Here is a 25,102-nt window from a genome sequence, read left to right as displayed (position 1 = left end):
GCTGAGGGGCACCCGCCCCGAACACAGTGAACTGAAGTGAGGCTCCGAATGACGACACCCGTGCGCGACGCTCTTCCGGACGGAGTCCCCGCACTCACCGGAGACGTCCTCGCGATTCGAGGCGGACGCCCGCTGCGCGGCCGCGTCGACGTCAAGGGGGCGAAGAACCTCGCCACCAAGGCGATGGTCGCCTCCCTCCTCGGTGAGACCGTCAGCACCCTCCGCGACGTGCCCGCGATCAGCGACGTCGCGGTCGTCCGCTCCCTCCTCGAGGTGCACGGCGTGCGCGTGTCCGAGGGCGACGAGCCCGGTGCGCTCGTCTTCGACCCGAGCGACGTCGAGTCGGCCCACTTCGAGGAGATCGACGCCCACGCCGGTGCATCGCGCATCCCGATCCTCTTCTGCGGCCCGCTCCTGCACCGTCTCGGTCAGGCGTTCATCCCCGACCTCGGCGGGTGCCGCATCGGCGACCGCCCCATCGACTTCCACCTCGACGCGCTCCGCAAGTTCGGCGCCGTCGTCGAGAAGCTCCCCAGCGGCATCCGTCTGTCGACCCCCAACGGTCGCCTGCACGGCGCGAATATCCACCTCCCGTACCCGAGCGTCGGCGCGACCGAGCAGGTCCTGCTGACGGCCGTGCGAGCGGAGGGCGTGACGGAGCTGCGCAACGCCGCGATCGAGCCCGAGATCATGGATCTCATCGCCGTGCTCCAGAAGATGGGCGCGATCATCTCGTACGAGCCCAACCGGGTCATCGTCATCGAGGGCGTCGAGAAGCTCCGCGGCTACGACCACCGGTCGATCTTCGACCGCAACGAGGCGGCTTCCTGGGCCTCCGCCGCTCTGGCGACCGACGGCGAGATCTTCGTCGGCGGCGCGAAGCAGCAGGAGATGCTGACCTTCCTCAACGTCTTCCGCAAGGCGGGCGGATGGTTCGACATCCAGGAGGACGGCATCCTCTTCCGTCGTGAAGGCGAGCTGCGCCCCGTGGTCGTCGAGACCGACGTCCACCCCGGCTTCATGACCGACTGGCAGCAGCCGCTCGTGGTCGCCCTCACCCAGGCCAACGGCCGGTCGGTCGTGCACGAGACGGTGTACGAGAACCGCATGGGCTTCACCGAGGCGCTCGTGAAGATGGGCGCCGACATCGTCGTCCACCCGCGCGGGCTGCAGGCCGGACCGCGCCGCGTGCCGCGCCGCGACCTCGAGCAGGCCGCCGTCATCACGGGGCCGACCCCGCTGCACGGCGCCGACATCGTCGTGCCCGACCTCCGGGGAGGGTACAGCCACGTGATCGCGGCGCTCACCGCTTCCGGCGAGTCCAAGGTCTCGGGGGTCGACATCCTCAGCCGCGGCTACGAGAAGTTCCTCGCGAAGCTCGACGCGCTCGGCGCCGACTTCGACGTCCTCCGGTGACGCCGATGCGCAACAGGTCGCCGGAGACGACGCGGCCCAGCATCTTCTGGCCGGTCGCAGTGATCGTCCTCCCGCTCGTCTCGTTGATCGCGAAGATCCGGGTGAGGAACCCGGAGAAGCTCCCGCGCGACGGGGCGTACGTGCTCGCGCCGAACCACTATTCGGAGTTCGATCCGCTGATCGTGGCGGTCGCCGTGTGGCGGATCGGACGCGCACCGAGGTTCATGGCGAAGGAGAGCCTCTTCCGTGTGCCGGTTCTCGGATGGATCCTGCGCAGGACGGGGATGATCCCCGTGGCGCGGGCATCGTCGGCCACGGCGGCCAAGCAGACGATGCTGCAGTCGAAGGAGATCGTCGAGCACGGTCGCGGGGTCATCGTCTACCCCGAGGGCACCCTCACCCGCGATCCCGACCTGTGGCCCATGCGCGGTAAGTCCGGCGCGGTCCGCCTGGCCCTGACCGACGGCATCCCGCTGATCCCGATGGCCCAGTGGGGCACCCAGGAGATTATGGGCCGGTACCAGAAGGGGCTGAGCCTCTGGCCGCTCCGGAAGCCCGTGGACGTGATCGTCGGCGACCCCGTCGACGTCTCCGACCTCCAGGGGCGTGGCGGCGACCAGGCCGCCCTGAACGAGGCCACCACGCGGTTGATGAACGCGATCACCGTTCTGCTCGAAGAGCTGCGCGACGAGAAGGCCCCCGCCGAGCGCTGGAACCCGTCGACGCACGGTCAGAAGGAGACGGGGCGCCTTGACTCCTAAGCGAACGACGCACCAGGGGCCGCGCGTCGCCGTGATCGGCGCCGGCAGCTGGGGCACGACCTTCGGCAAGATCCTCGCCGACGGCGGCGCCCAGGTCACCATGTGGGCACGCCGCGCCGAGCTGGCGCAGGAGATCAACGAGGCCAAGCGCAACTCGCGATACCTCCCCGGCATCAACCTTCCGCGGTCGATGGCCGCGACGCATGAGCTCGCGACCGCGCTCGAGGGCGTCGATCAGGTCTACCTGTCCGTGCCCAGCCAATCCCTGCGCGAGAACCTGAAGGCGTTGCGGCCGCTGCTCGCCGGATCGGACGCCAAGATCGTCAGCCTCATGAAGGGCGTCGAGCGCGGCACCGGACTGCGCATGAGCCAGGTCATCCAGCAGGAGCTCCGCTGCGATCCCGACCGAGTGGCCGTCGCTTCGGGACCCAACCTCGCGCTTGAGATCGCTCGGGAGCAGCCGACGGCCGCCGTCATCTCGTCGCGTAGTCAGGAGACGGCCGAGACGGTCGCCCGCGCCGCGCGCAACGACTACTTCCGCACCTTCGTGAACACCGATGTGATCGGCACCGAGTTCGGCGGAGTGCTCAAGAACCTCATCGCCGTCGCGATCGGGATCGTCGACGGCGTCGGCTACGGCGAGAACACGAAGGCGTCGATCATCACCCGCGGACTGGTCGAGATGACCGACTTCGCGGTCGCCAACGGTGCGCACCCGGAAACCCTCCAGGGGCTGGCGGGACTGGGCGATCTGATCGCGACCTGCCAGTCGCCGTTGAGCCGCAACAACACGGCCGGGCGTCTGCTCGGCCAGGGGTACAGCTTCCAGGACGTCGTCAAGCAGATGCAGCAGACCGCCGAGGGACTCGCGTCCGTCGCGCCGATCCTGCAGCTGGCACGCGAGTCCGAGGTGCACATGCCCATCGTCGAACAGGTGAAGATGGTGCTCGACGGCAAGATGAGCCCGCGCGACATCGCACCCCACCTGACGACGGACGACGACACCCCGCAGGGGGAGAGGACCAACCATGGACAAGCAGACGGTGGTGGTGCTGTTCGGAGGGCGCTCCAGCGAGCATTCGATCAGTTCCGCAACGGCGGGCGGAGTGCTGGGCGCGATTGATCGCGGTCGCTACGACGTGATCCCCGTCGGGATCACCCGCGAGGGCGCCTTCGTTCTCGAGGACGACGACCCGGCCAAGTTCCCGCTCGACGCCGCTCACCTCCCTGAGGTGGTCGACAACGGCACCCGCGTGCTGTGGCCCGAACCCGGCGGAGACCGCACGCTGCGCGTCGTCCGTGTCGACGGAACGATCGACGGTCTCGGTGAGATCGACGTGGTTCTCCCGATCCTCCACGGCCCGCACGGAGAGGACGGCACGATCCAGGGGTACTTCGACACCCTCGAGGTGCCGTATGCCGGTGGCGGTGTGCTCGACTCGGCGCTCTGCATGGACAAGCACTTCATGAAGATCGCGCTGCAGGCAGCCGGCATCGTCGTGGCGCCCTGGGTCACGGTTCGGCGCCGTGCATGGGAGCAGGATGCCGCGCAGGTGCGCGCACAGGCTGCCGAACTGGGCCTCCCGCTGTTCGTCAAGCCCGCGCGTGCGGGTTCGAGCGTCGGCGTGTCGAAGGTGGAGGCGCTGGACGAACTCGACGCGGCGCTCGCGATCGCGTTCGCCGAAGACGACAAGGTACTGATCGAGACCGGCGTCAGCGGACGTGAGATCGAGGTGGCGGTGCTCGAAGGCGCCGACGGCGTGCGCGCATCGCTGCCCGGCGAGATCGTGCTGACCTCGCGCGGGTTCTACGACTTCGAGGGCAAGTACCTCGGGGGAGACGGCGTCGACGTCGTGTGCCCGGCCGTGCTCACGGATGCCGAGATCGCGGCGATCCAGAGCGCGGGTGTGAGCGCGTTCGAGGCCGTCGACGGTCGCGGGTTGGCGCGCGTCGACATGTTCCTCACTCCGGAGGGCGACCTCGTCGTCAACGAGCTCAACACGATGCCGGGGTTCACCCCGATCTCGATGTTCCCGAAGTGCTGGGTGGCCTCCGGTCTCAGCTACGGCGACCTGATCTCGGAGCTCATCGAGGCGGGCCTGCGCCGCTGATCGGCGACGCGAGGTGCCTCAGCCCGCTGTCGGAGGCTGAGGCTGGCCGGGGTGCGGGCCCGGGTACTGCTGCTGCGGATACGCCTGCTGGGGCGGGTACGCAGGTGCGGGATGCCCGGCGCCGTACGCACCGCTCGGCGCCGCCGGGCCGGCTGCAGCGCGGTGGACGATCGCGGCCACGAGAGCGGTGACCCACCCCCAGACGAGTGCCCAGGTGACTCCCGCGGTGCTGATCGTGAAGAACTGCACCTGGTAGATCTCGATCTGCGTGGGGTCGATCTGGAGGTACGCGAGCGTCAGCGGCGCACGGACGAGACCGGCGGCTGCGGACGCGATCATCACGGCGCCCCAGGTGCCGAAGAAGACGGCGGCGCCGCGCCCGGGAAGAGCTCCGCGGACGATCATTCTCACGAAGAGCCAGGTCAGGCCGCTCAGCACGACGAGGGCCAGGAGCATGCCCAGAACCGGCAGCGGCGAGCCTCCGCGGCCGAAGCCCCACCCGAGCGGATCGGGCAGGATCCAGGCCCGCGGGACGTTCGGCACGCCGCCGAGCACGAAGAGGTAGCCGGCGAGGGAGCTGAGGAGAGCGCCGACGCCCACCAGGACGGCGGCGATGACGGGAGTTCGATTCGCGGGCTGAGGGTTCATGCCGCGAGTCTAGGAGACCGCGCTCAGCCGGCGGGGAACTCCACGCGGTCGGTGCATTTCGCGGTCGCCCGCTCGAGCCCGGGCTGGATGCTGGCGGAGAGCTTCTCGACGACCGTGCGGAAGTCGATCTCGGCGCCGCGTCGGATGATGACCTCGACGGCGGGGTCGCGCCCGTAGGTGACCAGGCGTTGACGCTCCTCCTCCTGGTCGAGCACGAGCCAGTCCACGCTGCCGATAGTGGTGCAGACGAGATCCGACGGCGCGGGCGGGGCGACGCCGCAGCGGAGCACGATCGTCGGATCACCCCATGCTCCGGTGGCCTGGGCATCCGTCCACACCCGGTCGAAGCCGGCGACGTTCTCGGGCAGCAGCACCGATACGTTCGCACAGGCCGGGTTGTTCGCGTCATCCGCGGGCTCGAGGTGGATCGTCGTGGAGCATCCGGCGAGGGCGATCGCAACGGCTCCGGCGACCGCGACGGCAGCAGCGAGGCGACGGAAGAGGGGCATGCTTCCAGGCTACCTTTGAGTTCATGCCCTCCCGACCCGAGAACCACGACCCCCTGCTCGGCGAGCTCTCGGAGGGAAGCATCCTGCGCGCGATCCTGTCGCGCACGCCGCCCGGGTCGCACACGATCCTCGGTCCCGGAGATGACGCGGCGGTGATCTCCGCCCCATCGGGTTCGGTGGTCGCGACGACCGACACCCTCGTGCACGGTCCCGACTTCCGTCTCGCCTGGACCTCCGGCTACGACCTCGGGTGGAAGGCCGCCGCGGTCAACCTCGCCGACGTCGCCGCGATGGGGGCCCGTCCGACGGCCCTGCTGGTCGCCCTCGCCGTCCCTCGCGACCTGCGGCTGTCGTTCGTCGAGCGGCTGGCCGACGGCTTCCGCGACGCGTGCGAGGCGCTCGCGCCGGGGTGCGCGGTGGTCGGCGGCGATCTGACGGTCTCGGATGTGCTGACCGTCGCGGTCACCGCCCTCGGCGATCTCGAGGGGCGCTCGGCCATCACCCGCTCGGGCGCGCGACCCGGGGAATCCGTCGCCATCGCCGGTGAGCTGGGCCTCGCTGCCCGCGGGCTGGCGGTGCTGTTCGGTCGTTTCCGCGACGGCGAGACGCCTGTCCCCGTCGATCCGTCGAGGCTCGGCGACGGTGAGGCGGCCGCGGTCGCCGCCCAGCTGCGACCGTCACCGCCGATCGGCCTCGGACCGATGGCCGCCGTGACGGGTGCGACCGCGATGATGGATGTGTCCGACGGGCTCGCGCTCGACGCCGGTCGCCTGGCGGATGCCTCCGGTGTCACCCTCGCACTCGACGGGCACGCGCTCGGGTCGGATGCGCGTCGCGCCCTGGCCGGAGGCGAGGACCACGCCCTTCTGGCCACCTTCCCCGAGGGGATGCTCGCTCCGGGCTTCCGCGTGATCGGACGCGTTGTCGAGCGATCCGGTGACGGTGTGCTGTGCGATGGCGAACCCGTCGATGTCCGGGGTTGGGACCCCTATCGCGACTGGGACTCCGCCGCGGGCTGATCGCGATCCGCGCCGTCGAGCGGCTGCCCCCACCACACGGTGGTGTCGCCGTAGGTCTTCTCGCGCACGAGCTCGAGCCCCGCGGCGTCGAGATCCGGGGGTGTCGATCGGCGCGCACGCTCGACCACGACCAGTGCGTCGGGGGAGAGCAATGGCGCGAGGGCGACGAGATCCGCGGTCATCGCCTCGTCATCGAGGTCGTACGGCGGGTCGGTGAACACCAGGTCGAACGGACCCTGCGCACGCATGAGGAACGGATGCACGGCGCTCTCGTGCACGCGGGCCGCCGCGACTCCGCCGGCGCGTGCGACGGCCGCGGAGTTCTTGCGCACGATCGCTGCGGCGGCGCGCCCCCGTTCGACCAGATCGGCGCTGCGAGCGCCGCGGCTGAGCGACTCCAGCCCCAGGGCGCCGGAGCCGGCGTACAGATCGAGCACTCGGGCGTCATCGATGGCACCGAACGACTCGAGCGCTCCGAAGAGCGACTCCCGCACCCGATCGCTCGTGGGGCGGGTGCCGGCGTCCGGCACCTCCAGGCGCGTTCCTCCGGCCGTACCGGCGATGATCCTCGTCACCCGTTCACGATACGACAGGCGGAGTGACGCGGGTGTCGGTGGCGTTCCCTAGACTCGATGCATGTCGCTCACCCTGGATTCGTCGCTCGACGACGCGTTGGGTACGACGACCGCGAAGACGCTGGATCGGGCGTTCTCGATGCGCACGGTGGGCGATCTTCTCTCGCACTATCCTCGCCGCTACGCCGATCCGGGCGAGCTGACTCCGATCCGCGAGCTCCCGCTCGGCGAAACGGTGACGATCGTGGCCGAGGTGCTCTCGTCGAGCTTCCGTCGCATGCGCAATCGCAACGGGGCGATGGTGGACGTCGTGATCGGCGACGGGATCGGTCGGATGTCGCTGACGTTCTTCGCGAAGAACATCGGTCAGGCGGAGTGGCGGTCGAACGATCTCGCGGTGGGTCGGCGAGGCGTGTTCTCCGGCAAGGTCGGGGAGTTCAACGGCGTGACGCAGTTCGCGCATCCCGAGTACGAGTTGTTCGATGACGAGGATTCCGCTCGACGCAGTGCGGATGCCCGCGCTTCGGTGCCGATCCCGATCTACCCGGCGACGTCGACGGTACAGACCTGGCAGATCGCGAGATTCGTCGGTCGGGTGATCGATGCGCTCGTCGACGTGCCCGATCCGCTCCCGGAATCCGTGCGATCCCGAGAGGAGCTCCTCACCGCGCGCGAGGCCATCGAGCTCATCCATCGGCCCCGCACCAAGAACGACATCGATCCTGCGGTGCGCACTCTGCGCATGCACGAGGCATTGACCCTGCAGACCGCTCTGCTCCAGCAGCGTGATGCGGTGCGCGCGCTCTCCGCGACCCCCCGCGCCGCGTCGCCGGGAGGGCTGCTCGAGCGCTTCGATGCCGCGTTGCCCTACACGCTCACGCCCGACCAGCAGACGGTCGGTGCGCAGGTCGCCGAAGACCTGATCGGCGCGTGGCCGATGAACCGGCTGGTGCAGGGCGAGGTCGGTTCGGGAAAGACGCTCGTCGCGCTGAGGGCGATGCTCCAGGTGGCCGAGAGCGGGGGACAGGCGGCGCTCATCGCGCCGACCGAGGTGCTCGCGGGGCAGCATCTGCGCTCGATCACCAAGATGCTGGGTCGCGAACTGGCTCCGCTCGTGATGCCGACTCTCCTCACCGGCCAGATGCCGGCTGCCGAGCGACGCAAGGCCGCCCTGCGCGTCGCCTCCGGCCAGGCATTGATCGTGGTCGGCACCCACGCACTCCTCGGCGAGAAGACCACGTTCGCCGACCTCGGTCTCGTGGTCGTCGATGAACAGCACCGCTTCGGCGTCGAGCAGCGCGAGGCGCTGCGCGCGAAGGGCTCGAGCCCGCATGCACTCGTGCTCACCGCGACACCGATCCCGCGCACGGTGGCCATGACGGTCTTCGGCGACCTCGACACCTCCGTCATCCGGACGATGCCGGCGGGGCGCGCGGGCATCGAGTCCTTCGTCGCTCCGCTCGCCGAGCATCCCGGGTGGTTCAACCGTGTCTGGGAACGCGCGGCCGAGGAGATCGCCCAGGGGCGTCAGGTCTTCGCGGTGTGTGCGGCCATCGACACGACCAAGAAGACCGGCGAGGCGGGGGAGCAGCCGGCGATCGCGTCGGAAGGCGGGAACGGCCCGCGCTGGGGCGTCGTGCAGCTCGATGAGGCGCTCGCGACCCATCCCACACTCGGCGGGTTGCGACGTGCGGTCCTGCACGGGCGGATGCCGTCCGACGAGAAGGATGCGGTCATGCAGGCGTTCGCGCGCGGCGAGATCGATCTCCTGCTCGCGACGACCGTGATCGAGGTCGGCGTCGACGTTCCGAACGCGTCGACCATGATCGTGCTCGACGCCGATCGCTTCGGCGTGTCCCAACTCCACCAACTGCGTGGACGCGTCGGTCGCGGTGGCGTCCCGGGGCTCTGCCTGCTGGTCACGGAGGCCGAGTCCGGCTCCGTCGCCCGTGAGCGCGTCGATGCCGTCGCGGCTACGCTCGATGGCTTCGCGCTGGCCGAGGTCGATCTCGAGCTGCGCGGCGAAGGCGACGTGCTCGGCGCCGCCCAGGCGGGCGTGCGCTCCTCGCTCAAGCTCCTCCGGGTCGTGAAGGACGCGGGCCTCATCGTGCGTGCTCGCGAGCTGGGTGAGGAGATCCTCGCGGCGGACCCCGACCTCGCACGACACGCCGGTCTGCGCGACGCGATCCTCCGGCGAGTGAGTGACGAGGACAGAGCCGCGCTCGCGAAGAACTGAGCTCGATGTCGCCTCACGGGGAGTGCATCGAAGAGGTGCCCTAGGCTGGTGGGCATGAGCAGCAGGATCGCCGTCGTCCCCGGTTCCTTCGATCCGCCCACGCTCGGACACCTCGACGTGATCCGGCGGGCCGCGACCCTGTTCGACGAGCTCCACGTGCTCGTCGTGCACAACCCGGGCAAGGAGGCGATGCTCCCGATCGCTCAGCGCATGTCCTTGCTGGAGCGATCGATCGCCGACGACGGGATGCCCGGCAACATCATCATCGGCTCGTGGAGCATGGGGCTGCTCGTCGACTACGCGCGCGACGTGAATGCGGGAGTCCTCGTCAAGGGCATCCGATCGCAGATCGACGTGGCCTACGAGTCGCCGATGGCGATCGTGAACCGCCACCTCGCCGACATCGAGACCGTGTTCCTCCTGCCCGATCCCGCGCACGCGCTGGTGTCGAGCTCACTCGTGCGTCAGGTGGCCTCGCTCGGGGGCGACATCTCCCCGTTCGTCCCGCCGGTGGTGGCCGAGTTCCTCGACACGGGCGCCCGGGGGATCTGAGACCGAGCGTTCGTCCAGCCCCGCCCCGGTGAGGGCCGGTAGCATTGTCGGGTGCGATCCCGACTGAACGGCCCCTTCATCCTGCCCGTCCGCGACATCGTCCGGCGGCCGGGGGAGATGCGCGAGCATACCTTCACGGTGACGCTTCCCGAGCAGTGGGGCGAGGGGATCGTCTCGTTCGAGAAGGGCTCGAACCTCGACCTCGACGTGCGACTGGAGTCCGTGCACGAGGGGATTCTCGTCTCCGGAGCGGCCGACGCGGAGTACGTCGGCGTGTGCGGTCGATGCCTCATCGACATCGCTCGGCCCGTCGAAGTCGAGTTCCAGGAGCTTTTCGCGTATCCTGGTGAGGAAGAAACTGACTTCGAGGTTCAAGACGACCACGTGGATCTTGAAACTCTCGTCAGGGATGCGACCGTTTTGGCGCTTCCATTTCAGCCGGTGTGTCAGCCGGATTGCCTGGGTCTCGACCCGGAAACGGGCGAAAGGCTGACCGCGAGCACCGGGACGGAGCAGGCCGCTCCCATCGATCCTCGATGGAGTGCGCTCCAGCAGATCACAGACCAAGACGGAACGGCACAGAGCCGCGCCGCCGAGAAAGAAGAGAGCTAGTCATGGCTGGTAACCCCCCGAAGCGCAAGGTTTCCCGTTCGAACACCCGCTCGCGCCGCGCGCAGTGGAAGGCGGCGCCCGTCGCCCTCGTGAAGACGATCGAGAACGGCAAGGTCGTCTACAGCCGTCCGCACCAGGCGAAGGTCGTCACCGACTCGCAGGGCACCGAGCTGTTCCTCGAGTACAAGGGCCGCAAGGTCGCTGACGTCTGAGTCGCGAGTCATCGTGACGGAGGTCCCTGAGGGGAAGCGACCTCTCCCAGCCAAGCTCCGCGTCGATATCGACGCGGAGCTTCTGGAGTTGGCGCTCACTCACCGTTCCTACGCCTACGAGCACGGCGGCATCCCGCACAACGAGCGTCTCGAGTTCCTCGGGGACTCGGTGCTCGGGCAGGCGGTGACCGTGATGCTGTTCACCACGCACCCCGAACTCGATGAGGGGCAGCTGGCGAAGCGCCGAGCGAGCGTCGTGTCGACCGTGGCGCTGGCCGAGGTGGCACGAGGAATCGATCTCGGCAGTCACCTTCTTCTGGGACGCGGCGAAGAGCAGACCGGTGGACGCGACAAGGACTCGATCCTCGCCGACACCATGGAAGCCGTCATCGGCGCGACCTACCTCTCGGCGGGTCCGGATGCAGCGACCGAGCTCGTTCTGCGACTCACCCGACCGCTGCTCGACGACCCCGAGCGCTACGGCGCGGCGATGGACCCGAAGACCAGCCTGCAAGAGCTGGCCGCGCGTATCGGGGCGACCCCGCCCGTCTACGGCGTGGTCGCCAGCGGTCCGGATCACGATCGGCGCTTCACAGCGACGGTCGTCGTCGGCGATGTCCGGATGAACGGCCTGGGAAGCAGCAAGAAGACGGCCGAGATGGCTGCGGCGCTCAGCGCCTGGCGCTTCCTCAGCGAACGTGCCTGAGCTTCCCGAGGTCGAGGTCGTCCGAGCGGGGCTCGCTCCCGCCATGACCGGCGCGATCATCACGGGTGTCAGCGTGTTCGACGAGCGTGCCCTCACCCGACATCCGGCCGGCGCCGCGGATTTCGTGCGTCGCCTCGAAGGGCGCCGTGTCGTCACGGCCTCGCGACGCGGCAAGTTCCTGTGGCTGCCGCTCGAGTCGGATGACTCCGCCTTGATCGCGCATCTCGGGATGAGCGGTCAGATGCTGCTGCGCGCGCCGGATGCTTCGGCCGAGCGTCACGAGCGCATCCGACTGCACATCGAACATCCGACGCACGGCGAGCTCGCCGTCGTGTTCGCCGACCAGCGCACGTTCGGATCACTCGCCGTCGACGCTCTCGTCGCCGACGGCCCGAGCGCCGTGCCATCGCAGGTGCTGCACATCGCCCGCGACCCGATCGATCCGTTCTTCGACGACGTGATCTTCCGCGCGGCCCTGGCCAAACGCGGCAGCGCGATCAAACGGGTTCTCCTCGACCAGACGGTCGTCAGCGGCATCGGCAACATCTACGCCGACGAGGCGCTGTGGGCCGCTCGCATCCACCCCGAGACCCCGGCCGACCGACTGTCGACGCAGGCCGTGCGTCGGCTTCTCGGCGAGGTCCGATCCGTGCTCGCCAAGGCCCTCGCCGAGGGCGGGACGAGTTTCGATGCGCAGTACGTCAACGTCAACGGCCAGGCGGGGTACTTCGCCCACTCGCTCAACGCCTACGGGCGCGGCGGCAAACCCTGCCCGCGCTGCGGAAAGCCCATCGTGCGGGAGAGCTTCATGAATCGCTCCTCGCACTACTGCCCGCGCTGCCAGCGGCGTCGCTGACCCGCCGACCGCACTCAGAGCTTCTTCTGCCACGCCCCGGCATACGAGACCGGTACGAAGCCGATCGCCTCGTTGATGTCGAGCATCGGCCGGTTCTCCTCGGCATTGAAGGTCGAGACCCGCCTCGAGTCGGGCGCGAGTTCGCGCCACCGCAGCAGGTTGGCGCACTTGACGATGGTGCCGAGCCGATGCCCGCGGTGCTCCCGAGCGACGAGCGTGCCGAACTGATGCGTCACGCCCGCGCGGTCCTCGCCGATGAGCAGCTCGTTGTACGCGACGATCGCGCCGGTCGGCACATGTCGCACCGCGGCGACGGAGACCATCTGGCCGGCGCTCGTGAGGCGGGCATCACGACGCACGACGCGTGCGGCATCCCACTCCTCGGCGTCGAACTCCATGTCGCCGCTCGGTGCATCGGTCACCAACCGTGCCAGCACATCGGCGTAGCCGTCGCGCAGCTCCGGCGGGGTCGGCAGATTCCACTCGATGCGGCGGTAGTCGGAACCGGCTCGGCTCATCGCCTGCGCCAGAGCGTCGCGCAGCGGCGCCGGGTCGGCGGTGAGATCGAGTTCGCTGTTGCGTTCGACCTGCTCGAGTCGGTAGCCGCGCGCCTCCAGCAGGTCGGTCAGCGCGATCGCGGGCACTCGTCCCCATCCGGTCTTCGGGACCAGCATCCGATCAGCCTCGATCGGGCGGTGCAGGCTCCAGATCTGGAGGATGTCGCGTCCTCGTGCGCGGGCCTCGTCCTCAGCGCGATCGAGCAGAGCCTCCTCGACGCCTTCGTTCCAGTGCTCCTCCGGCACGAGCAGGTCGAGCTCGGCTGCCCGTGCCCCCGCCTCCTGGGCGTAATCGACCGTGACGGCACCGACGATGCGGTCGCCCCGTCGGGCGAGGAAGCCCGTGTGCAGTGTGTCGGTCGTGTCGTGCCACGCGGGCAGCATCTGCGCGGCGGTCGGTGCGAGATCGGGCAGGCCGACCATCTCGTCGCATACCCGGTGTCCGAGCTCGCCATAGGCGAGGAACCCCGCGGCGTCGGGGTCGTCGAGCGTCAGGGGAACGGCGAGGGGGACGATCGTCGTCGGGGCGGTCATGTCAGTTCTTTCTTCCAAGCGCCCTCGTAGGCGCGCGCGGTGAAGCCGATCGCTTCGTTGATGGCGAGCATCGGCCGATTCTCTTCGGCGTTGTAGGTGATGACCCGCTGGGAGGTCGGCGCGATCGCAGTCCAGCTCTGTAGGGCTGCGCATTTCACGCGCAGCCCGAGTCGGTGTCCGCGGTGCTCGCGCAGCACCAGGGTGTCGTGCTGGATCGTCGTCGTCGATCCGCTCGTGCCGGTGCCGAGTTCGGTGAACGCGGCGAGTTCGCCCGTGACGATGTGCTGGGCGGCGGTGACCTGGAGAGTGTGACCCGCCTCGGCCTGCCGTTGCTCCATGCGGCGCACGCGTGCCGCATCCCATGCCTCCTCGTCGGCGTCGAGGTCGGCCGACGGTGCGTCCGTCGACATGCGCGACTTCAACCAGGCGTACCCGTCGAGGTGTTCGCCCGGTGTCGGCAGCGTCCAGCGCACGACCCGGTAGTCGCTCGATGCGGCCTCCGCCTCGGCGAGGAGCTCGGCGCTCCGCGCGCGGGCGACGTCGTCGAGGTCCAGCAGGCTGATCCGGTGCACCTGCTCGAGCGAGAAGCCGCTGCGGGTGAGGAAGCGGGCGACATGATCGTTCGGGACGCTGCCGTGCCCGGTGGGCGATTCGAGGCGCGCCCCGTCAGCGGTGGGCTGCTCCGTCCAGTTCTGGATGACACCGCGGCCGTGCGCTCGCGCAGCCTCCTCGACGTGAGGGAGGATCGCCCGCCCGATTCCGCGCCCCCAGGCAAGGGGACGCAACTCGATGGTCGCGATCGCCACACGCGACCCCGCCTCGTGGGGGAGATCGACGACAACGCGACCGATCATCTCGTCGGCGAGCCGAACGGTCCACACGAGCGTCGTCTGCTCCTCGCGCGATCGCAGTCGGGGGAGGAGTTCGGCCGGCGAGAGATCCTGCTCGTCGCGTCCGGTGAGTTCGCGATAGACGAGGTTGCGGACGCGGGCGAGCTCACGGAACTCGCCCGCGTCCGCAACATCCGCTCGGGCCGGAACCACGAGCGGATGCAGGGTCGCGCCTGCGCTGAGGGGGATGCTCATCCGATTCTCCTTCTCAGTGCATCTGACGCTGGAGGTGGTAGGCGAGGATCGCCGCGCTCTCCTGGGGGCTGCGGTGCTGTTCGTGGAGGAACAGCGGTGCAGCCGGAGCGAACTCGCGCTTCGGTCGGCGGGGGCGTTGCGTCCGATGGAGCAGCCAGAGGCCGATCCGCAGTGACAGTCGATCGCCGAGCGACAGGGCGCGCAGTTCTTCGGGTTCGGGGATGTGCAGGACCGTGCGGTCCTGAGTATCCGGTGGGTGGGTGATGTTGCGGGACAGCGTGATGTTCACGGTGGTTTCCTTCGAAAGGGGTGTGCAGAAACGCGGAGACGCGGCGTCGACGGCCGGACGGCCGGACGGACGGATGCGCAGAGGGCGCGGAGAGCGGATGCCGAGAGGCGTGAGCCGCGGATCGATGACGATCGGCGGCGGTGGCGCACAGGGCGATCGACGCGGACGGATCCCCGAGGGGATCAGTCGAGGGCGGGTGCTGTTCTAGGAGACAGCGTTGCCGTCGACGCCGAGGTCGGTTACCGAGTACGCAAGGCGCGGCGCAGTGGAAGCGTGCGCGACCAGACCGTTGGTCTGTGCGGAGAGCTGAATGTTCATCATCGGTAACCTCCCTTCTTGAGGTGTCGGTGGCCCAAGCTAACGAACGTTCGGGCGCCGAGTCAAGCATTTTCCCAGTTTCACGGCGTGTCGCGCGTGTCGGTCTCCGGTGCTTCCCGCGCGGTCTCCCGGCCGAATCCCGCGTTTCCGGTAACGTATGGGCGTGATTCTCCCCGAACGATCGGTGCCCCGATGCATCTGAAGAGCCTGACCCTTAAGGGCTTCAAGTCGTTCGCGCAACCGACGAGCTTCGTCTTCGAACCCGGTGTGACGTGCATCGTGGGACCGAACGGCTCCGGTAAGTCGAACGTCGTCGACGCTCTCGCCTGGGTGATGGGGGAGCAGGGCGCGAAGACCCTCCGCGGCGGCAAGATGGAGGACGTCATCTTCGCGGGCACGTCGACGCGCGGCCCGCTGGGTCGTGCCGAGGTTCAGCTGACGATCGACAACAGCGACGGTGCGCTCCCGATCGAGTACGCCGAGGTGACGATCAGCCGAACGCTCTTCCGCAACGGATCGAGCGAGTACGCCATCAACGGCGACAGCTGCCGGCTCCTGGATCTGCAGGAGCTGCTCAGCGATTCCGGCCTCGGTCGTGAGATGCACGTGATCGTCGGGCAAGGGCGTCTCGATACCGTTCTGCAGGCGTCGCCCGAAGATCGGCGCGGCTTCATCGAAGAAGCCGCCGGCATTCTCAAGCACCGTCGACGCAAGGAGAAGACGGTCCGCAAGCTCGACGCGATGGAGACGAACCTGACGCGTCTGAGCGATCTCGCGGGGGAGATCCGTCGCCAACTCAAGCCGCTCGGTCGTCAGGCCGAGATCGCCCGCGAGGCGCAGTCGATCGCTGCCGTCGTGCGCGATGCGAAGGCACGAATCTTCGCCGACGACGTCGTGGCCCTTCGCACGGCGCTGGCCGACCACACGCGCACGGAGAAGGAACGACACACCGAGCGCCTCGTGCTCTCGGACCAGGCCGAGACCGTGCGGGCCAGCATCCACCGGCTCGAACAGGATCAGAACTCCGTCGCCGTCGATCAGGCGCGCAGCGTCGCGTTCGGGCTGGAGCAGGTGCAGGAGCGCATGCGCGGTCTCTACACGCTCGCCAATCAGCGACTCGCCCTCCTCGGCACCGAGGACGACGATGCCGCGGTCACCGCGGTCACCGTGACGCAGGCGACGATCGACGAGGCCAAGGACGACATCACCGAGATCTCGGCCGGTCTGGGCGACGCCCAGGACGCGGCGGTCGCGGCCAGTCGGGAAGTCCTGAACGCCCGCGCCGAACTCGACACGCTCGACGTCGACATCGCGGAGCAGAGCGCTCTGGTGTCGGAGTACGACATGCGTCTCTCGGAGCTGCGCGGCACCGCCGATGCGGCCGCCTCCGCGCTTGCCGCCGTGCGCGGCGCGGTGCTCCGCCAGGAGAACGCGCTCGAGGCCGCGAACGAGCGGCGGCGAGAGGCGTCGGAGGCGCTCGAGGCGATCGAGGATGCCGAGGCGCCCGAAGGTTCTGCGGCCGATTACTCCGCGGCGTACGAGAGTGCGCAGCGCGCGGCGACCGCGGCGGAGGCTGAGCGCGAGACTCTGCGCGAACGGCTGCACGCCGCCGAGCGCGAGGTCGACTCGTTGACGGCCAAGGCGGCGGCGCTCGGGAGCGCGCTGGCGCTCTCGGGTGGTTCCGCCGAGATCGTGAAGGCGGGTGGCCCGGGGATCCGGGGTCTCGTCGGCGACGCGGTGCAGGTCCGATCGGGCTTCGAAGCCGCGGTGGCTGCCGTGCTCGGTCCCCTCGCCGAGGGCGTACTCGTCGATACAGCGGCCGATGCGTTCACGCTGGCTGCCGAAGCGGCCGACCAGCGGAGGGGAGTGGTCGACTTCGTCGCGGCCGAGACCTCGCGTCGTTCGGTCGAACTCCCGCAGTTGCCCGGAGTGACCCCGGCGGTTTCGGCCGTCGATGCGCCCGCGGGAGTGCTCGGCATCCTCGCCCACGTCCTCATCGCCGACGATCTCGATGCTGCTCGCGCTGCGCGCACCGCACTGGATGCACTCGACGACGAGTCGACCACGATCGTCACCGTCGGCGGAGACGTCGTCACCGCCCACAGTCTGCGCACCGGGTCGGGAGGCGAACGCTCGCGCCTCGAGCTCGCGGCCGAGCGCGACGCCGCCACAGAGCGGCTCGCCGAGGTGCAGGTGATCGTGGATTCGCTCCGCGAGGCACGGGAAGACGCGAACGAGGCCGTCGAGACGACGCGGCGCCAGTCGAAGGACGCGCTGCGTGCACTGCGCGAGCTGGACGCGGCGCTGGCCACGCACGCCGAACAGGTGAACCGCATCACGGTGCGTCACGAAGCCGCGGTCGCCGAGTGCGAGCGACTCGAGACCGGTCTCGCACAGGCGCAATCGGCCGTGGCGGATGCCGAGGCGAAGGCGGAGTCCGCGAAGACCGCGCTCGACGATGCCGTCTCCGCTCCCCGTCCCGTGCTCGATGCCTCGGCGCGTGACGGTCTGCTGGAGGCGTTGGAATCCGCACGCGAGGGCGAGGTACGGGCGCGGCTCGAGATCGAGACGCTTCGCGAACGTGTGCGTGCGGCGCAGTCGCGGGTGACCGCCCTGGAGCGCCAGCGCGAGCAGGAGCGGGATGCCGCCGCCGAAGCTGCCCGCCGTGCCGTGATCCGCCGCGCGCAGCGCGAGGCGGCCGCCGGTGTCGCCGAGGAGCTCCCTCGCGTCCTCGACTCGCTCGACCGTTCGGTCACCGAGGCGCGCGTGGCGCTGGCCGAGGCCGAGACGGCTCGGGCGGCCCAGAACCAGGAGCTCACCGCACTGCGGGCACAGGAGTCGTCATTGCGGGAACGCCTGGCCGGGCTCACCGAGAGCGTGCACGGCCTCGAACTGCAGATCCACGAGAAGAAGCTCCACCTGACCGGGCTGCTCGAACGCGTCGCCTCCGAGCTCGCGCTCGACGAAGACATCCTCGTCGCCGAGTACGGCCCCGATCAGCCCGTTCCGCGCGACGTCGCCGAGGTCTCGGACGACCACGAGATCGACGTCGACCTGACCATTCCGTTCGACCGCCGCATCCAGCAGCGACGCCTGGCAGACGCCGAACGCAAGCTCGCACAACTCGGCCGGGTGAATCCGCTCGCGCTCGAGGAGTTCGCCGCGCTGGAACAGCGTCACGCGTTCCTCACCGAACAGCTCGCGGATCTCACGCAGACCCGTCAAGACCTGATGACGATCATCGCAGACCTCGACGAGCGGATGCAGACCATCTTCGCGAGCGCGTTCGCGGATACCCAGGAGGCGTTCGGCGAGGTCTTCCCCCTGCTGTTCCCCGGCGGTACGGGGAGCATCTCGCTCACCGACCCCGACAACATGCTCACGACCGGGATCGAGGTCGCCGTGCGCCCGGTCGGGAAGAAGATCGAACGGCTCTCCCTGCTCTCGGGCGGAGAGCGCTCACTCGCAGCCGTCGCTCTGCTCGTGGCGATCTTCAAGGCGCGTCCGAGCCCGTTCTACATCCTCGACGAGGTCGAGGCCGCGCTCGACGATGCGAACCTCGGCCGACTTCTCACGGTCTTCGAGCAGCTGCGCGAGACCTCGCAGCTGCTCGTGATCACGCATCAGAAGCGCACGATGGAGATCGCCGACGCGCTGTACGGTGTGTCGATGCGTCAGGACGGCGTCTCCGCGGTGGTCGGGCAGCGCGTGGGCGATCGCGCGGCCGCGGCGAGCTGAGGCCTCCGAGCGAATCGCCGGGGAACAGCGGCGGACTCCGCGAGGCCTCCCGCCCCGTAGGCTGGGGGGATGGCGGAGAAGTCCTGGTCCCTCGGTCGCGCACTGCGCGGCATGTTCGTCAAGCCCACGATCGATGAGACGACCTGGGACGACCTCGAGACGGCGCTGATCACGGCGGACTTCGGTCCCGACATCAGCGAGCGCATCGTCGAGGAGCTCCGGGCGAAGGTCGAACGGTTCCGTACGACCGACCCGAAGGACCTCCAGCGGATGCTGCGCGAGACGCTCGAGGAGCACTTCGCGAAGTTCGACACCACGCTCAAGCTCACCGAGCGCCCCGCCGTGGTGCTCGTCGTGGGCGTGAACGGCGTCGGGAAGACGACCACGATCGGGAAGTTCACGAAGTTCCTGCGCGGATTCCAGCGCAGTGTCGTCGTGGGCGCCGCCGACACCTTCCGCGCGGCGGCCGTCGACCAGCTCGCCACCTGGGCCCAGCGCGGTGGCGCCGCGATCGTGCGGCCTCAGCAGGAGGGCCAGGACCCCGCATCGGTGGCGTTCCAGACCGTCGAGTACGCGCAGCGCGAGGGGATCGAGATCGCGATCATCGACACCGCGGGCCGACTGCACACCAAGGGCGGCCTGATGGACGAGCTCGGCAAGATCCGGCGTGTGGTCGAGAAGCAGGCGCCGATCAGCGAGGTGCTGCTGGTGCTCGACGCCACGACCGGGCAGAACGGGGTGATGCAGGCGGAGTCCTTCCTGCAGCACGCGGGGGTCACGGGACTCGTCCTCACGAAGCTCGACGGGTCTGCCAAGGGCGGTTTCGTTCTGGCGGTTCAGGAGCGCACCGGCATCCCCGTCAAGCTCCTCGGTCAGGGTGAGGGCATCGATGACCTGACCGGATTCACCCCGCACGTGTTCGTGCAATCACTTGTCGGATGACGACGGGACTACCGTCGCGAGCATGAGGCTGGTTTCATAACGGTATGGCGATCGAACACGACTACTTCGGGCTCCTGTCCTCAGGGCCGGACGGATCGATCTTCTGGTCGGAGACGGTCGAACTCGGCGACCAGAGCGTCACCGTCGACCTGACCGCGCCCGATCAGGACGATGTGTCGTCCGAGGCGCTCGACATCGCAGCCTCGTTGATCGCCGGGCTCGAGAACGTCGACGACACGGCACGTCGCGGGATGCTGTCGGAGGTCGACGATCGCACGAGCGAGGTGACTGAGTACATCCTGCAGCAGCAGGAGGCCTACGGTGACGACCTCCCTGATGTCCTCGTCGACATCTCGGGCGACGCCGCCGTCGACATCATCCGTTCTCTCCGGCTCATGAGCATGACGATCCTCGCCGACGAGCACGGCGGGTCCGAGCCGTTCGCGGTGCTGGAGTACGCGCTCGACGCCGCCACCACCGACGACGTGCTCCTGGTGAACCTCGGTTCCGACGGCAGCGTGCAGTCGGTGATGAGCGCCGACTGACGCGACGGTCTGTGCTCAGACCGCCTGGGCGAATCCCAGATCTGCGCTGTCGGCGATGTGGGCGAGGTGCGCGGGGATCTCCCGTCCCTTCGACACCATCGACTGCGCCCACAGGCGGCCCGCACGGTACGACGAACGCACGAGGGGCCCGGCCAGGACACCGAGGAACCCGATGCGCTCGGCCTCGTCCTTGAACTCGACGAACTCCGCCGGCTTCACCCAGCGCGCCACCGGGAGGTGACGCGGCGACGGGCGCAGGTACTGCGTGATGGTGATGATGTCGCACCCGGCGTCGTGCAGATCCTGGAGCGCCTGGACGACCTCCTCCGGTTCCTCACCCATGCCCAGGATGAGGTTCGACTTGGTGATGAGGCCGGCGTCTCGCGCCTGTGTGATCACGTCGAGCGAGCGCTCGTAGCGGAACGCCGGGCGGATGCGCTTGAAGATGCGCGGCACGGTCTCGACGTTGTGCGCGAAGACCTCGGGGCGCGCATCGAAGATCTGCCCCAGGAACGCCGGATCGGCGTTGTGCTCGTTGGCCAGCAGCTCGACGCCGGTGTTCGGATTGAGCTCGTGGATCTTGCGGACGGTCTCCGCGTTGAGCCAGGCTCCCGTGTCCGGCAGATCGTCACGCGCGACGCTGGTCACCGTCGCGTAGCGAAGGTTCATCCGCACCACGCTCTCGGCGACCCGACGCGGCTCGTCGGTGTCGTAGTCGGCGGGCTTGCCCGTGTCGATCTGGCAGAAGTCGCACCGGCGCGTGCATTGCGAGCCCCCGATGAGGAAGGTGGCCTCGCGGTCCTCCCAGCACTCGAAGATGTTGGGGCAACCGGCCTCCTGGCACACGGTGTGCAGGTCCTCGCTCTTCACGAGCGACTGCAGGGCCGTGTACTCCGGGCCCATCTTCGCCTTGGTGCGGATCCATTCGGGCTTGCGTTCGATCGGCGTCTCGGCGTTTCGTACTTCGAGGCGGAGGAGCTTGCGCCCCTCGGGGACGGCGGTCATGCGGTGACTCCTGAGTACTCGGTGGCGAAGGTGCGGATCACGGAGGAGAGGATGTCGGCGGGGGAGACGTCCGCCCCGACGATCTCGCTGATGGTGGTGACGCCGGCATCGGTGATGCCGCACGGGATGATGCCGCGGAAGCCTGCGAGGGAGTTGTCGCAGTTGAGCGCGAACCCGTGCATCGTCACGCCCTGCTGCACCCGCACGCCGATCGCGGCGACCTTGTCCTCGGACAGCGGGCGGCGCACCCAGACGCCGCTCCTGCCCTCGACCTGGTAGCCGTCCACGCCGAGCGGTCCGAGGACATCGATCAGCAGACGCTCCAGGCGGCGCACGTGGGCGACGACGTCGAGCGGCTCCTCGAGTCGGACGATGGGGTATCCGACGAGCTGCCCCGGTCCGTGCCAGGTGATCTTCCCACCGCGGTCGACATCGATCACGGGTGTCCCGTCCGCGGGGCGTTCGTGCGGCTCGGTGCGCTTGCCGGCGGTGTACACGGCCTCGTGCTCGAGCAGGATGAGCGTGTCGGGGCGGGTGCCGTCGACCACGTCCGTGTGGATCCGTCGTTGAAGATCCCATCCCTCGGCGTAAGGGACGAGGTCCGGAGCGAGTCCGGCCGTCACGATGTCCAGCATCCGATCTCCCGTCAAAGCGCATTGTTGTAACGCGTCCAACAATACGCCTCTCGATGCGCGCCGCGACGCATCGGCGCGGCGCGGTACCGTGAAGGCATGAAGACCACCGGTCGTGCCGGACGCCCGAAGGCGTCGTCTCGCGAGACGCTCGCCGAGGCCGCCTGCGAACTCTTCCTCGAGCAGGGGTACGAGTCGACCTCCATCGCCGAGATCACTCAGCGGGCAGGGGTGAGCCGGTCGAGCTTCTTCAACTACTTCGCGTCGAAGAGCGACGTGCTCTGGTCGGGGCTCGACGCTCGCATCGCTGAGGCATCCGATGCTCTCGACGCCCTCGATCGTGACGCGAGCGACGCGGACGTGCGCCTGATCCTGCTCGCAGCGGTGCGGGAGTTCGCCCCCGACCCCCTGGCCCTCGCACTGCGGAACGTCGCGGCGATGGGCCTCGAGGACGAGCTTCCGCGCGACGCGGGCGTGCGCCAGGCGCGGCTGGCCGCGGCGATCGCACAGGCCGCCCGCGCCTCGGGGATCGATGAGATCCGCGCCGATATCCTCGGTGCGGCTCACGCCGCCGCGGTGCTCTCGTCGCTCCGGGTCTGGGCGGAGCAGGGGGCGGGTCGTGCGGCACCCGAGAACGTGCTCCGCGATGCGCTCGACCTCATCGGCGACCTCCGCTGGTCCCGCTGATTCGAGAAGCCGGGCCGAGCCGACGATCCGCGTCGGTCGACTCGCGTAGAATCGGAGCACCATGGCTACGTTTGGCACGCTCTCCGATCGGCTCACCGAGACCTTCCGCAATCTGCGCACGAAGGGAAAACTCACCGCGAGCGATGTCGACGGCACCGTGCGCGAGATCCGCCGCGCACTCCTCGACGCCGACGTCGCACTCACGGTCGTCAAGGACTTCACGGCGAAGGTCCGCGAACGTGCGCTCGGAGACGAGGTCAACAAGGCGCTGAACCCCGCCCAGCAGGTCGTTCAGATCGTCAACGAGGAGCTGGTGCAGATCCTCGGCGGAGAGCAGCGTCGTCTGCAGTTCGCGAAGACCGCTCCGACCGTCATCATGCTCGCCGGCCTCCAGGGCTCGGGAAAGACGACGTTCGCCGGAAAGCTCGCCAAGCAGCTCGAGGGCGAGGGGCACACGCCTCTGCTCGTCGCCGCGGACCTCCAGCGCCCGAACGCCGTGAACCAGCTGCAGGTCGTCGCCGAGCAGGCCGGCGCCACCATCTACGCCCCCGAGCCCGGCAACGGCGTCGGCGACCCGGTCAAGGTCTCGCGGGACGGTGTCGAGCACGCGCGCCGCCAACAGCACGACGTCGTGATCATCGACACCGCCGGACGACTCGGCGTCGACGCCGAGCTCATGAAGCAGGCGGCCGATATCCGCGCGGCGGTCCAGCCCGATGAGGTCCTGTTCGTGATCGACGCGATGATCGGTCAGGATGCCGTGAACACGGCGAAGGCGTTCCAGGAGGGCGTCGATTTCACCGGTGTCGTGCTCTCGAAGCTCGACGGCGACGCGCGCGGTGGAGCCGCGCTCTCGGTCGCGTCGATCACCGGTCGCCCGATCATCTTCGCCTCCACGGGTGAGCGTCTCGAAGATCTCGAGCCCTTCTACCCGGATCGCATGGCGAGCCGCATCCTCGACCTCGGTGACATCCTCACTCTGATCGAGCAGGCGCAGCAGGCGTTCGACGAAGAAGAGGCGATGAAGGTCGCCGAGAAGCTCGCGACCGAGCAGTTCACCCTCGAAGATTTCCTCGAGCAGCTTCAGCAGATGAAGAAGATGGGCTCGATGAAGAAGATGCTGGGGATGCTCCCCGGCATGGGCCAGATGAAGCAGCAGCTCGACGACTTCGACGAGCGCGAGATCGACCGCACCGAAGCGATCATCCGGTCGATGACGCCGGGCGAGCGCCGCAATCCCAAGGTGCTCAACGGCTCGCGCCGCCTGCGCATCGCCCGGGGCTCGGGCATGACGGTCACCGACGTGAACCAGCTCGTCGCCCGCTTCGAACAGGCCGCGAAGATGATGAAGACCGTCGCCCGCGGCGGCACCCCGAACATCCCCGGCATGGGCCCGGTTCCCGGAATGGGGCGCCCCGGTGCATCGTCCAAGCGCGGGAAGAAGGGCAAGTCGTCGAGCGGATCACGCTCGGGCAACCCGGCCAAGCGTGCGGCCGAGAACTCCGGAGCCGTCGCTACCGCGCAGCCGACCGGTTCGGGATTCGGTCTGGGCGGCGGCGCGAAGGCGCCGACCGAGGCCGATCTCGCCGAGATCCAGAAGCTGTTCGGCAAGAGCTGACGGCCCGCCCGGGCATCGCCGCGAACTGCCCGCCGACCAATGCGGCGAGGACGACGGCGATCCCGACACCCTGAATGACGGTGAACGACTCGCCGGCGACGACGACGCCAAGGAGCGTCGCCACCACCGGGGAGAGCAACGCGAGCAGTCCGGGCGCGATCACCGGCAGTTTCTGGATGCCGCCGAACCACAGGGTGTAGGCGAAGATGCCGCCCACTGTCGCGAGCCACGTGTAGCCGAGTGCGGCCGTCGCGTCGATCGCGGGGGGCGTTCCCTCGATCAGGAGCGTGAGGGGCAGGAGAACGAGACCTCCGGCGCCGAGCTGCCACCCCGCGTAAGTGATGGGACCGACCCCCTTCGGCCGTCCCCAGCGCTTCGTCAGGACCATTCCGGCGCCGGTCGCCGTCACGCCTCCGAGCGCCGCGAGGACTCCCCACGCGTCGAGCCCCGCCGACGGCCCGAGGACGATGAGTGCGACGCCCATCGTGCCTCCCAGTGCCGCAGCCGCGGAGAATGGACGGATGCGTTCGTGCAGCACGAGCGCACCCAGCGCGAGCACGATCAGCGGTTGAGCGCCGGCGACCGCGGCGGCCACCCCTCCCGGAAGACGCTCGGCGGCGAGGAAGAGCAGGGGGAAGAACGCCCCGATGTTGAGCGCGCCGAGCACCACCGCCTTTCCCCACCAGGCGCCGCGGGGGAGCCTGCGCGAGAGCAGGATCGCGAGGACCCCGGCGGGGAGGGAGCGCAGGAGTCCGGCGAAGAGCGGATGCCCCGGCGGCAGCATCTCCGTCGTGACGAGGTAGGTCGTTCCCCAGGCCATCGGTGCGAGGGCGGTGAGGAGCAGGATGCGCAGACGGTTCATGTTCTCAGCATGGACACGCAGCCAACATGGATCCAACGCATTCTGAGCATGCTGTTCATGACGTGAGATCATGTGCA

The 25,102-nt window shown here is 69.0% G+C and carries 25 protein-coding genes; 16 read left to right on the top strand and 9 right to left on the bottom strand.

Annotation, left to right across the window (positions count from 1 at the left end; all coding sequences use genetic code 11):
• The first annotated feature begins 48 nt into the window (after positions 1–48).
• From murA to WFJ97_RS03285, 4 genes are read left to right on the top strand one after another with little or no spacing between them, the layout of a single operon-like run.
• Positions 49–1,416 carry a UDP-N-acetylglucosamine 1-carboxyvinyltransferase gene (gene murA, locus WFJ97_RS03300; RefSeq protein WP_247622634.1) on the top strand — a complete coding sequence of 456 codons (1,368 nt, stop codon included), beginning with the start codon at positions 49–51 and terminating at the stop codon, positions 1,414–1,416.
• A 5-nt stretch (positions 1,417–1,421) separates the two neighbouring features.
• Positions 1,422–2,177, top strand: a complete 756-nt coding sequence (locus WFJ97_RS03295; protein WP_336640466.1) for a lysophospholipid acyltransferase family protein — start codon at positions 1,422–1,424, stop codon at positions 2,175–2,177.
• Positions 2,167–3,300: an NAD(P)H-dependent glycerol-3-phosphate dehydrogenase gene (locus tag WFJ97_RS03290; protein WP_247632328.1), complete on the top strand. Its 1,134-nt coding sequence runs from the start codon at positions 2,167–2,169 to the stop codon at positions 3,298–3,300. The genes WFJ97_RS03295 and WFJ97_RS03290 overlap by 11 nt, the downstream gene beginning before the upstream one ends.
• A complete protein-coding gene (locus WFJ97_RS03285; RefSeq protein WP_247956064.1) occupies positions 3,206–4,288 on the top strand; it encodes a D-alanine--D-alanine ligase family protein in 1,083 nt (360 codons plus the stop codon). Before WFJ97_RS03290 ends, WFJ97_RS03285 begins: the two co-directional genes overlap by 95 nt.
• An 18-nt stretch (positions 4,289–4,306) precedes the next feature.
• Here WFJ97_RS03285 and WFJ97_RS03280 read toward each other — a convergent pair whose 3' ends face one another.
• Together WFJ97_RS03280 and WFJ97_RS03275 are read right to left on the bottom strand one after the other, a co-directional pair.
• Positions 4,307–4,936, bottom strand: coding sequence for a hypothetical protein (locus tag WFJ97_RS03280; RefSeq protein ID WP_336640465.1), 630 nt, complete (start codon positions 4,934–4,936; stop codon positions 4,307–4,309).
• A gap of 23 nt (positions 4,937–4,959) precedes the next feature.
• Positions 4,960–5,445: a DUF3515 family protein gene (locus tag WFJ97_RS03275; RefSeq protein WP_336640464.1), complete on the bottom strand. Its 486-nt coding sequence runs from the start codon at positions 5,443–5,445 to the stop codon at positions 4,960–4,962.
• 23 nt (positions 5,446–5,468) lie between these two features.
• Here WFJ97_RS03275 and thiL point away from each other — a divergent pair, with 23 nt between their 5' ends.
• Positions 5,469–6,464, top strand: a complete 996-nt coding sequence (gene thiL / locus WFJ97_RS03270; protein ID WP_336640463.1) for a thiamine-phosphate kinase — start codon at positions 5,469–5,471, stop codon at positions 6,462–6,464.
• Here thiL and rsmD read toward each other — a convergent pair.
• On the bottom strand, positions 6,434–7,039 hold the full coding sequence (gene rsmD, locus WFJ97_RS03265; protein ID WP_336640462.1) for a 16S rRNA (guanine(966)-N(2))-methyltransferase RsmD: 606 nt from the start codon (positions 7,037–7,039) through the stop codon (positions 6,434–6,436). The genes thiL and rsmD overlap by 31 nt on opposite strands.
• 61 nt (positions 7,040–7,100) lie before the next feature.
• On the opposite strand from rsmD, the gene WFJ97_RS03260 reads away from it, so the two are divergent.
• From WFJ97_RS03260 to mutM, 6 genes are all read left to right on the top strand, one after another.
• The gene (locus tag WFJ97_RS03260) at positions 7,101–9,275 is read left to right on the top strand and encodes an ATP-dependent DNA helicase RecG (RefSeq protein WP_336640461.1); all 2,175 of its coding nucleotides are present in this window, start codon (positions 7,101–7,103) and stop codon (positions 9,273–9,275) included.
• Between the two features lie 54 nt (positions 9,276–9,329).
• Positions 9,330–9,827 (top strand): pantetheine-phosphate adenylyltransferase, encoded by a 498-nt coding sequence (gene coaD / locus WFJ97_RS03255; protein ID WP_247622625.1) that lies wholly within the window; start codon positions 9,330–9,332, stop codon positions 9,825–9,827.
• 63 nt (positions 9,828–9,890) lie between these two features.
• Positions 9,891–10,439: a YceD family protein gene (locus WFJ97_RS03250; RefSeq protein WP_247624698.1), complete on the top strand. Its 549-nt coding sequence runs from the start codon at positions 9,891–9,893 to the stop codon at positions 10,437–10,439.
• 2 nt (positions 10,440–10,441) lie between these two features.
• A complete protein-coding gene (gene rpmF, locus WFJ97_RS03245; protein ID WP_247622624.1) occupies positions 10,442–10,651 on the top strand; it encodes a 50S ribosomal protein L32 in 210 nt (69 codons plus the stop codon).
• A gap of 13 nt (positions 10,652–10,664) precedes the next feature.
• Positions 10,665–11,357, top strand: coding sequence for a ribonuclease III (rnc, locus tag WFJ97_RS03240; RefSeq protein ID WP_282185349.1), 693 nt, complete (start codon positions 10,665–10,667; stop codon positions 11,355–11,357).
• Positions 11,350–12,213 carry a bifunctional DNA-formamidopyrimidine glycosylase/DNA-(apurinic or apyrimidinic site) lyase gene (gene mutM / locus WFJ97_RS03235; RefSeq protein WP_336640460.1) on the top strand — a complete coding sequence of 288 codons (864 nt, stop codon included), beginning with the start codon at positions 11,350–11,352 and terminating at the stop codon, positions 12,211–12,213. Before rnc ends, mutM begins: the two co-directional genes overlap by 8 nt.
• Positions 12,214–12,227: 14 nt before the next feature.
• Here mutM and WFJ97_RS03230 read toward each other — a convergent pair whose 3' ends face one another.
• From WFJ97_RS03230 to WFJ97_RS03220, 3 genes are read right to left on the bottom strand one after another with little or no spacing between them, the layout of a single operon-like run.
• The gene (locus WFJ97_RS03230) at positions 12,228–13,304 is read right to left on the bottom strand and encodes a GNAT family N-acetyltransferase (protein WP_336640459.1); all 1,077 of its coding nucleotides are present in this window, start codon (positions 13,302–13,304) and stop codon (positions 12,228–12,230) included.
• Positions 13,301–14,389, bottom strand: coding sequence for a GNAT family N-acetyltransferase (locus tag WFJ97_RS03225; protein ID WP_336640458.1), 1,089 nt, complete (start codon positions 14,387–14,389; stop codon positions 13,301–13,303). The genes WFJ97_RS03230 and WFJ97_RS03225 overlap by 4 nt, the downstream gene beginning before the upstream one ends.
• Positions 14,390–14,402: 13 nt before the next feature.
• The gene (locus WFJ97_RS03220; RefSeq protein WP_336640457.1) at positions 14,403–14,678 is read right to left on the bottom strand and encodes a hypothetical protein; all 276 of its coding nucleotides are present in this window, start codon (positions 14,676–14,678) and stop codon (positions 14,403–14,405) included.
• A 510-nt stretch (positions 14,679–15,188) separates the two neighbouring features.
• Between WFJ97_RS03220 and smc the strand changes: the two genes are divergently transcribed.
• The 3 genes from smc to WFJ97_RS03205 all read left to right on the top strand — a co-directional run bounded on the left by smc (position 15,189) and on the right by WFJ97_RS03205 (position 20,221).
• Positions 15,189–18,734 carry a chromosome segregation protein SMC gene (gene smc / locus WFJ97_RS03215; RefSeq protein WP_336640456.1) on the top strand — a complete coding sequence of 1,182 codons (3,546 nt, stop codon included), beginning with the start codon at positions 15,189–15,191 and terminating at the stop codon, positions 18,732–18,734.
• Positions 18,735–18,803: 69 nt separating this feature from the next.
• On the top strand, positions 18,804–19,676 hold the full coding sequence (gene ftsY, locus WFJ97_RS03210) for a signal recognition particle-docking protein FtsY (RefSeq protein ID WP_247622614.1): 873 nt from the start codon (positions 18,804–18,806) through the stop codon (positions 19,674–19,676).
• A 44-nt stretch (positions 19,677–19,720) separates the two neighbouring features.
• Positions 19,721–20,221 (top strand): DUF2004 domain-containing protein, encoded by a 501-nt coding sequence (locus tag WFJ97_RS03205; protein ID WP_247622613.1) that lies wholly within the window; start codon positions 19,721–19,723, stop codon positions 20,219–20,221.
• A gap of 15 nt (positions 20,222–20,236) precedes the next feature.
• Here WFJ97_RS03205 and lipA read toward each other — a convergent pair whose 3' ends face one another.
• Entirely contained in the window at positions 20,237–21,226 is a 990-nt protein-coding gene (gene lipA / locus WFJ97_RS03200; RefSeq protein WP_247622612.1) for a lipoyl synthase, read from the bottom strand.
• Complete coding sequence (gene lipB, locus WFJ97_RS03195; protein ID WP_336640455.1) at positions 21,223–21,861, bottom strand: lipoyl(octanoyl) transferase LipB; 639 nt, start codon at positions 21,859–21,861, stop codon at positions 21,223–21,225. The genes lipA and lipB overlap by 4 nt, the downstream gene beginning before the upstream one ends.
• Positions 21,862–21,957: 96 nt before the next feature.
• On the opposite strand from lipB, the gene WFJ97_RS03190 reads away from it, so the two are divergent.
• Together WFJ97_RS03190 and ffh are read left to right on the top strand one after the other, a co-directional pair.
• Entirely contained in the window at positions 21,958–22,545 is a 588-nt protein-coding gene (locus WFJ97_RS03190) for a TetR/AcrR family transcriptional regulator (RefSeq protein ID WP_247622610.1), read from the top strand.
• A 61-nt stretch (positions 22,546–22,606) separates the two neighbouring features.
• Complete coding sequence (ffh, locus tag WFJ97_RS03185) at positions 22,607–24,163, top strand: signal recognition particle protein (protein WP_247622609.1); 1,557 nt, start codon at positions 22,607–22,609, stop codon at positions 24,161–24,163.
• On the opposite strand, the gene WFJ97_RS03180 is transcribed toward ffh, so the two are convergent.
• Positions 24,060–25,025, bottom strand: a complete 966-nt coding sequence (locus tag WFJ97_RS03180) for an EamA family transporter (protein ID WP_336640454.1) — start codon at positions 25,023–25,025, stop codon at positions 24,060–24,062. The two genes, ffh and WFJ97_RS03180, sit on opposite strands and share 104 nt — an antisense overlap.
• Between the last annotated feature and the right edge of the window lie 77 nt (positions 25,026–25,102).

The sequence above is a fragment of the Microbacterium sp. USHLN272 genome (genome assembly GCF_037149655.1).
GTDB classification, from domain to species: Bacteria; Actinomycetota; Actinomycetes; order Actinomycetales; family Microbacteriaceae; genus Microbacterium; species Microbacterium galbinum.
Note: the sequence above shows the minus strand (reverse complement) of the source record. Positions and strands in the feature narration are given on the sequence as shown.

What these genes read in the sequence shown, in the direction of transcription:
- murA (WP_247622634.1), top strand. Translation starts at nt 49, where the DNA reads ATGACGACACCCGTGCGCGACGCTCTTCCGGACGGAGTCCCCGCACTC.
- WFJ97_RS03295 (WP_336640466.1), top strand. Translation starts at nt 1,422, where the DNA reads ATGCGCAACAGGTCGCCGGAGACGACGCGGCCCAGCATCTTCTGGCCG.
- WFJ97_RS03285 (WP_247956064.1), top strand. Translation starts at nt 3,206, where the DNA reads ATGGACAAGCAGACGGTGGTGGTGCTGTTCGGAGGGCGCTCCAGCGAG.
- WFJ97_RS03280 (WP_336640465.1), bottom strand. Translation starts at nt 4,936, where the DNA reads ATGAACCCTCAGCCCGCGAATCGAACTCCCGTCATCGCCGCCGTCCTG.
- WFJ97_RS03275 (WP_336640464.1), bottom strand. Translation starts at nt 5,445, where the DNA reads ATGCCCCTCTTCCGTCGCCTCGCTGCTGCCGTCGCGGTCGCCGGAGCC.
- thiL (WP_336640463.1), top strand. Translation starts at nt 5,469, where the DNA reads ATGCCCTCCCGACCCGAGAACCACGACCCCCTGCTCGGCGAGCTCTCG.
- WFJ97_RS03260 (WP_336640461.1), top strand. Translation starts at nt 7,101, where the DNA reads ATGTCGCTCACCCTGGATTCGTCGCTCGACGACGCGTTGGGTACGACG.
- coaD (WP_247622625.1), top strand. Translation starts at nt 9,330, where the DNA reads ATGAGCAGCAGGATCGCCGTCGTCCCCGGTTCCTTCGATCCGCCCACG.
- rpmF (WP_247622624.1), top strand. Translation starts at nt 10,442, where the DNA reads ATGGCTGGTAACCCCCCGAAGCGCAAGGTTTCCCGTTCGAACACCCGC.
- WFJ97_RS03230 (WP_336640459.1), bottom strand. Translation starts at nt 13,304, where the DNA reads ATGACCGCCCCGACGACGATCGTCCCCCTCGCCGTTCCCCTGACGCTC.
- WFJ97_RS03225 (WP_336640458.1), bottom strand. Translation starts at nt 14,389, where the DNA reads ATGAGCATCCCCCTCAGCGCAGGCGCGACCCTGCATCCGCTCGTGGTT.
- smc (WP_336640456.1), top strand. Translation starts at nt 15,189, where the DNA reads ATGCATCTGAAGAGCCTGACCCTTAAGGGCTTCAAGTCGTTCGCGCAA.
- ftsY (WP_247622614.1), top strand. Translation starts at nt 18,804, where the DNA reads ATGGCGGAGAAGTCCTGGTCCCTCGGTCGCGCACTGCGCGGCATGTTC.
- WFJ97_RS03205 (WP_247622613.1), top strand. Translation starts at nt 19,721, where the DNA reads ATGGCGATCGAACACGACTACTTCGGGCTCCTGTCCTCAGGGCCGGAC.
- lipA (WP_247622612.1), bottom strand. Translation starts at nt 21,226, where the DNA reads ATGACCGCCGTCCCCGAGGGGCGCAAGCTCCTCCGCCTCGAAGTACGA.
- lipB (WP_336640455.1), bottom strand. Translation starts at nt 21,861, where the DNA reads ATGCTGGACATCGTGACGGCCGGACTCGCTCCGGACCTCGTCCCTTAC.
- WFJ97_RS03190 (WP_247622610.1), top strand. Translation starts at nt 21,958, where the DNA reads ATGAAGACCACCGGTCGTGCCGGACGCCCGAAGGCGTCGTCTCGCGAG.
- ffh (WP_247622609.1), top strand. Translation starts at nt 22,607, where the DNA reads ATGGCTACGTTTGGCACGCTCTCCGATCGGCTCACCGAGACCTTCCGC.
- WFJ97_RS03180 (WP_336640454.1), bottom strand. Translation starts at nt 25,025, where the DNA reads ATGAACCGTCTGCGCATCCTGCTCCTCACCGCCCTCGCACCGATGGCC.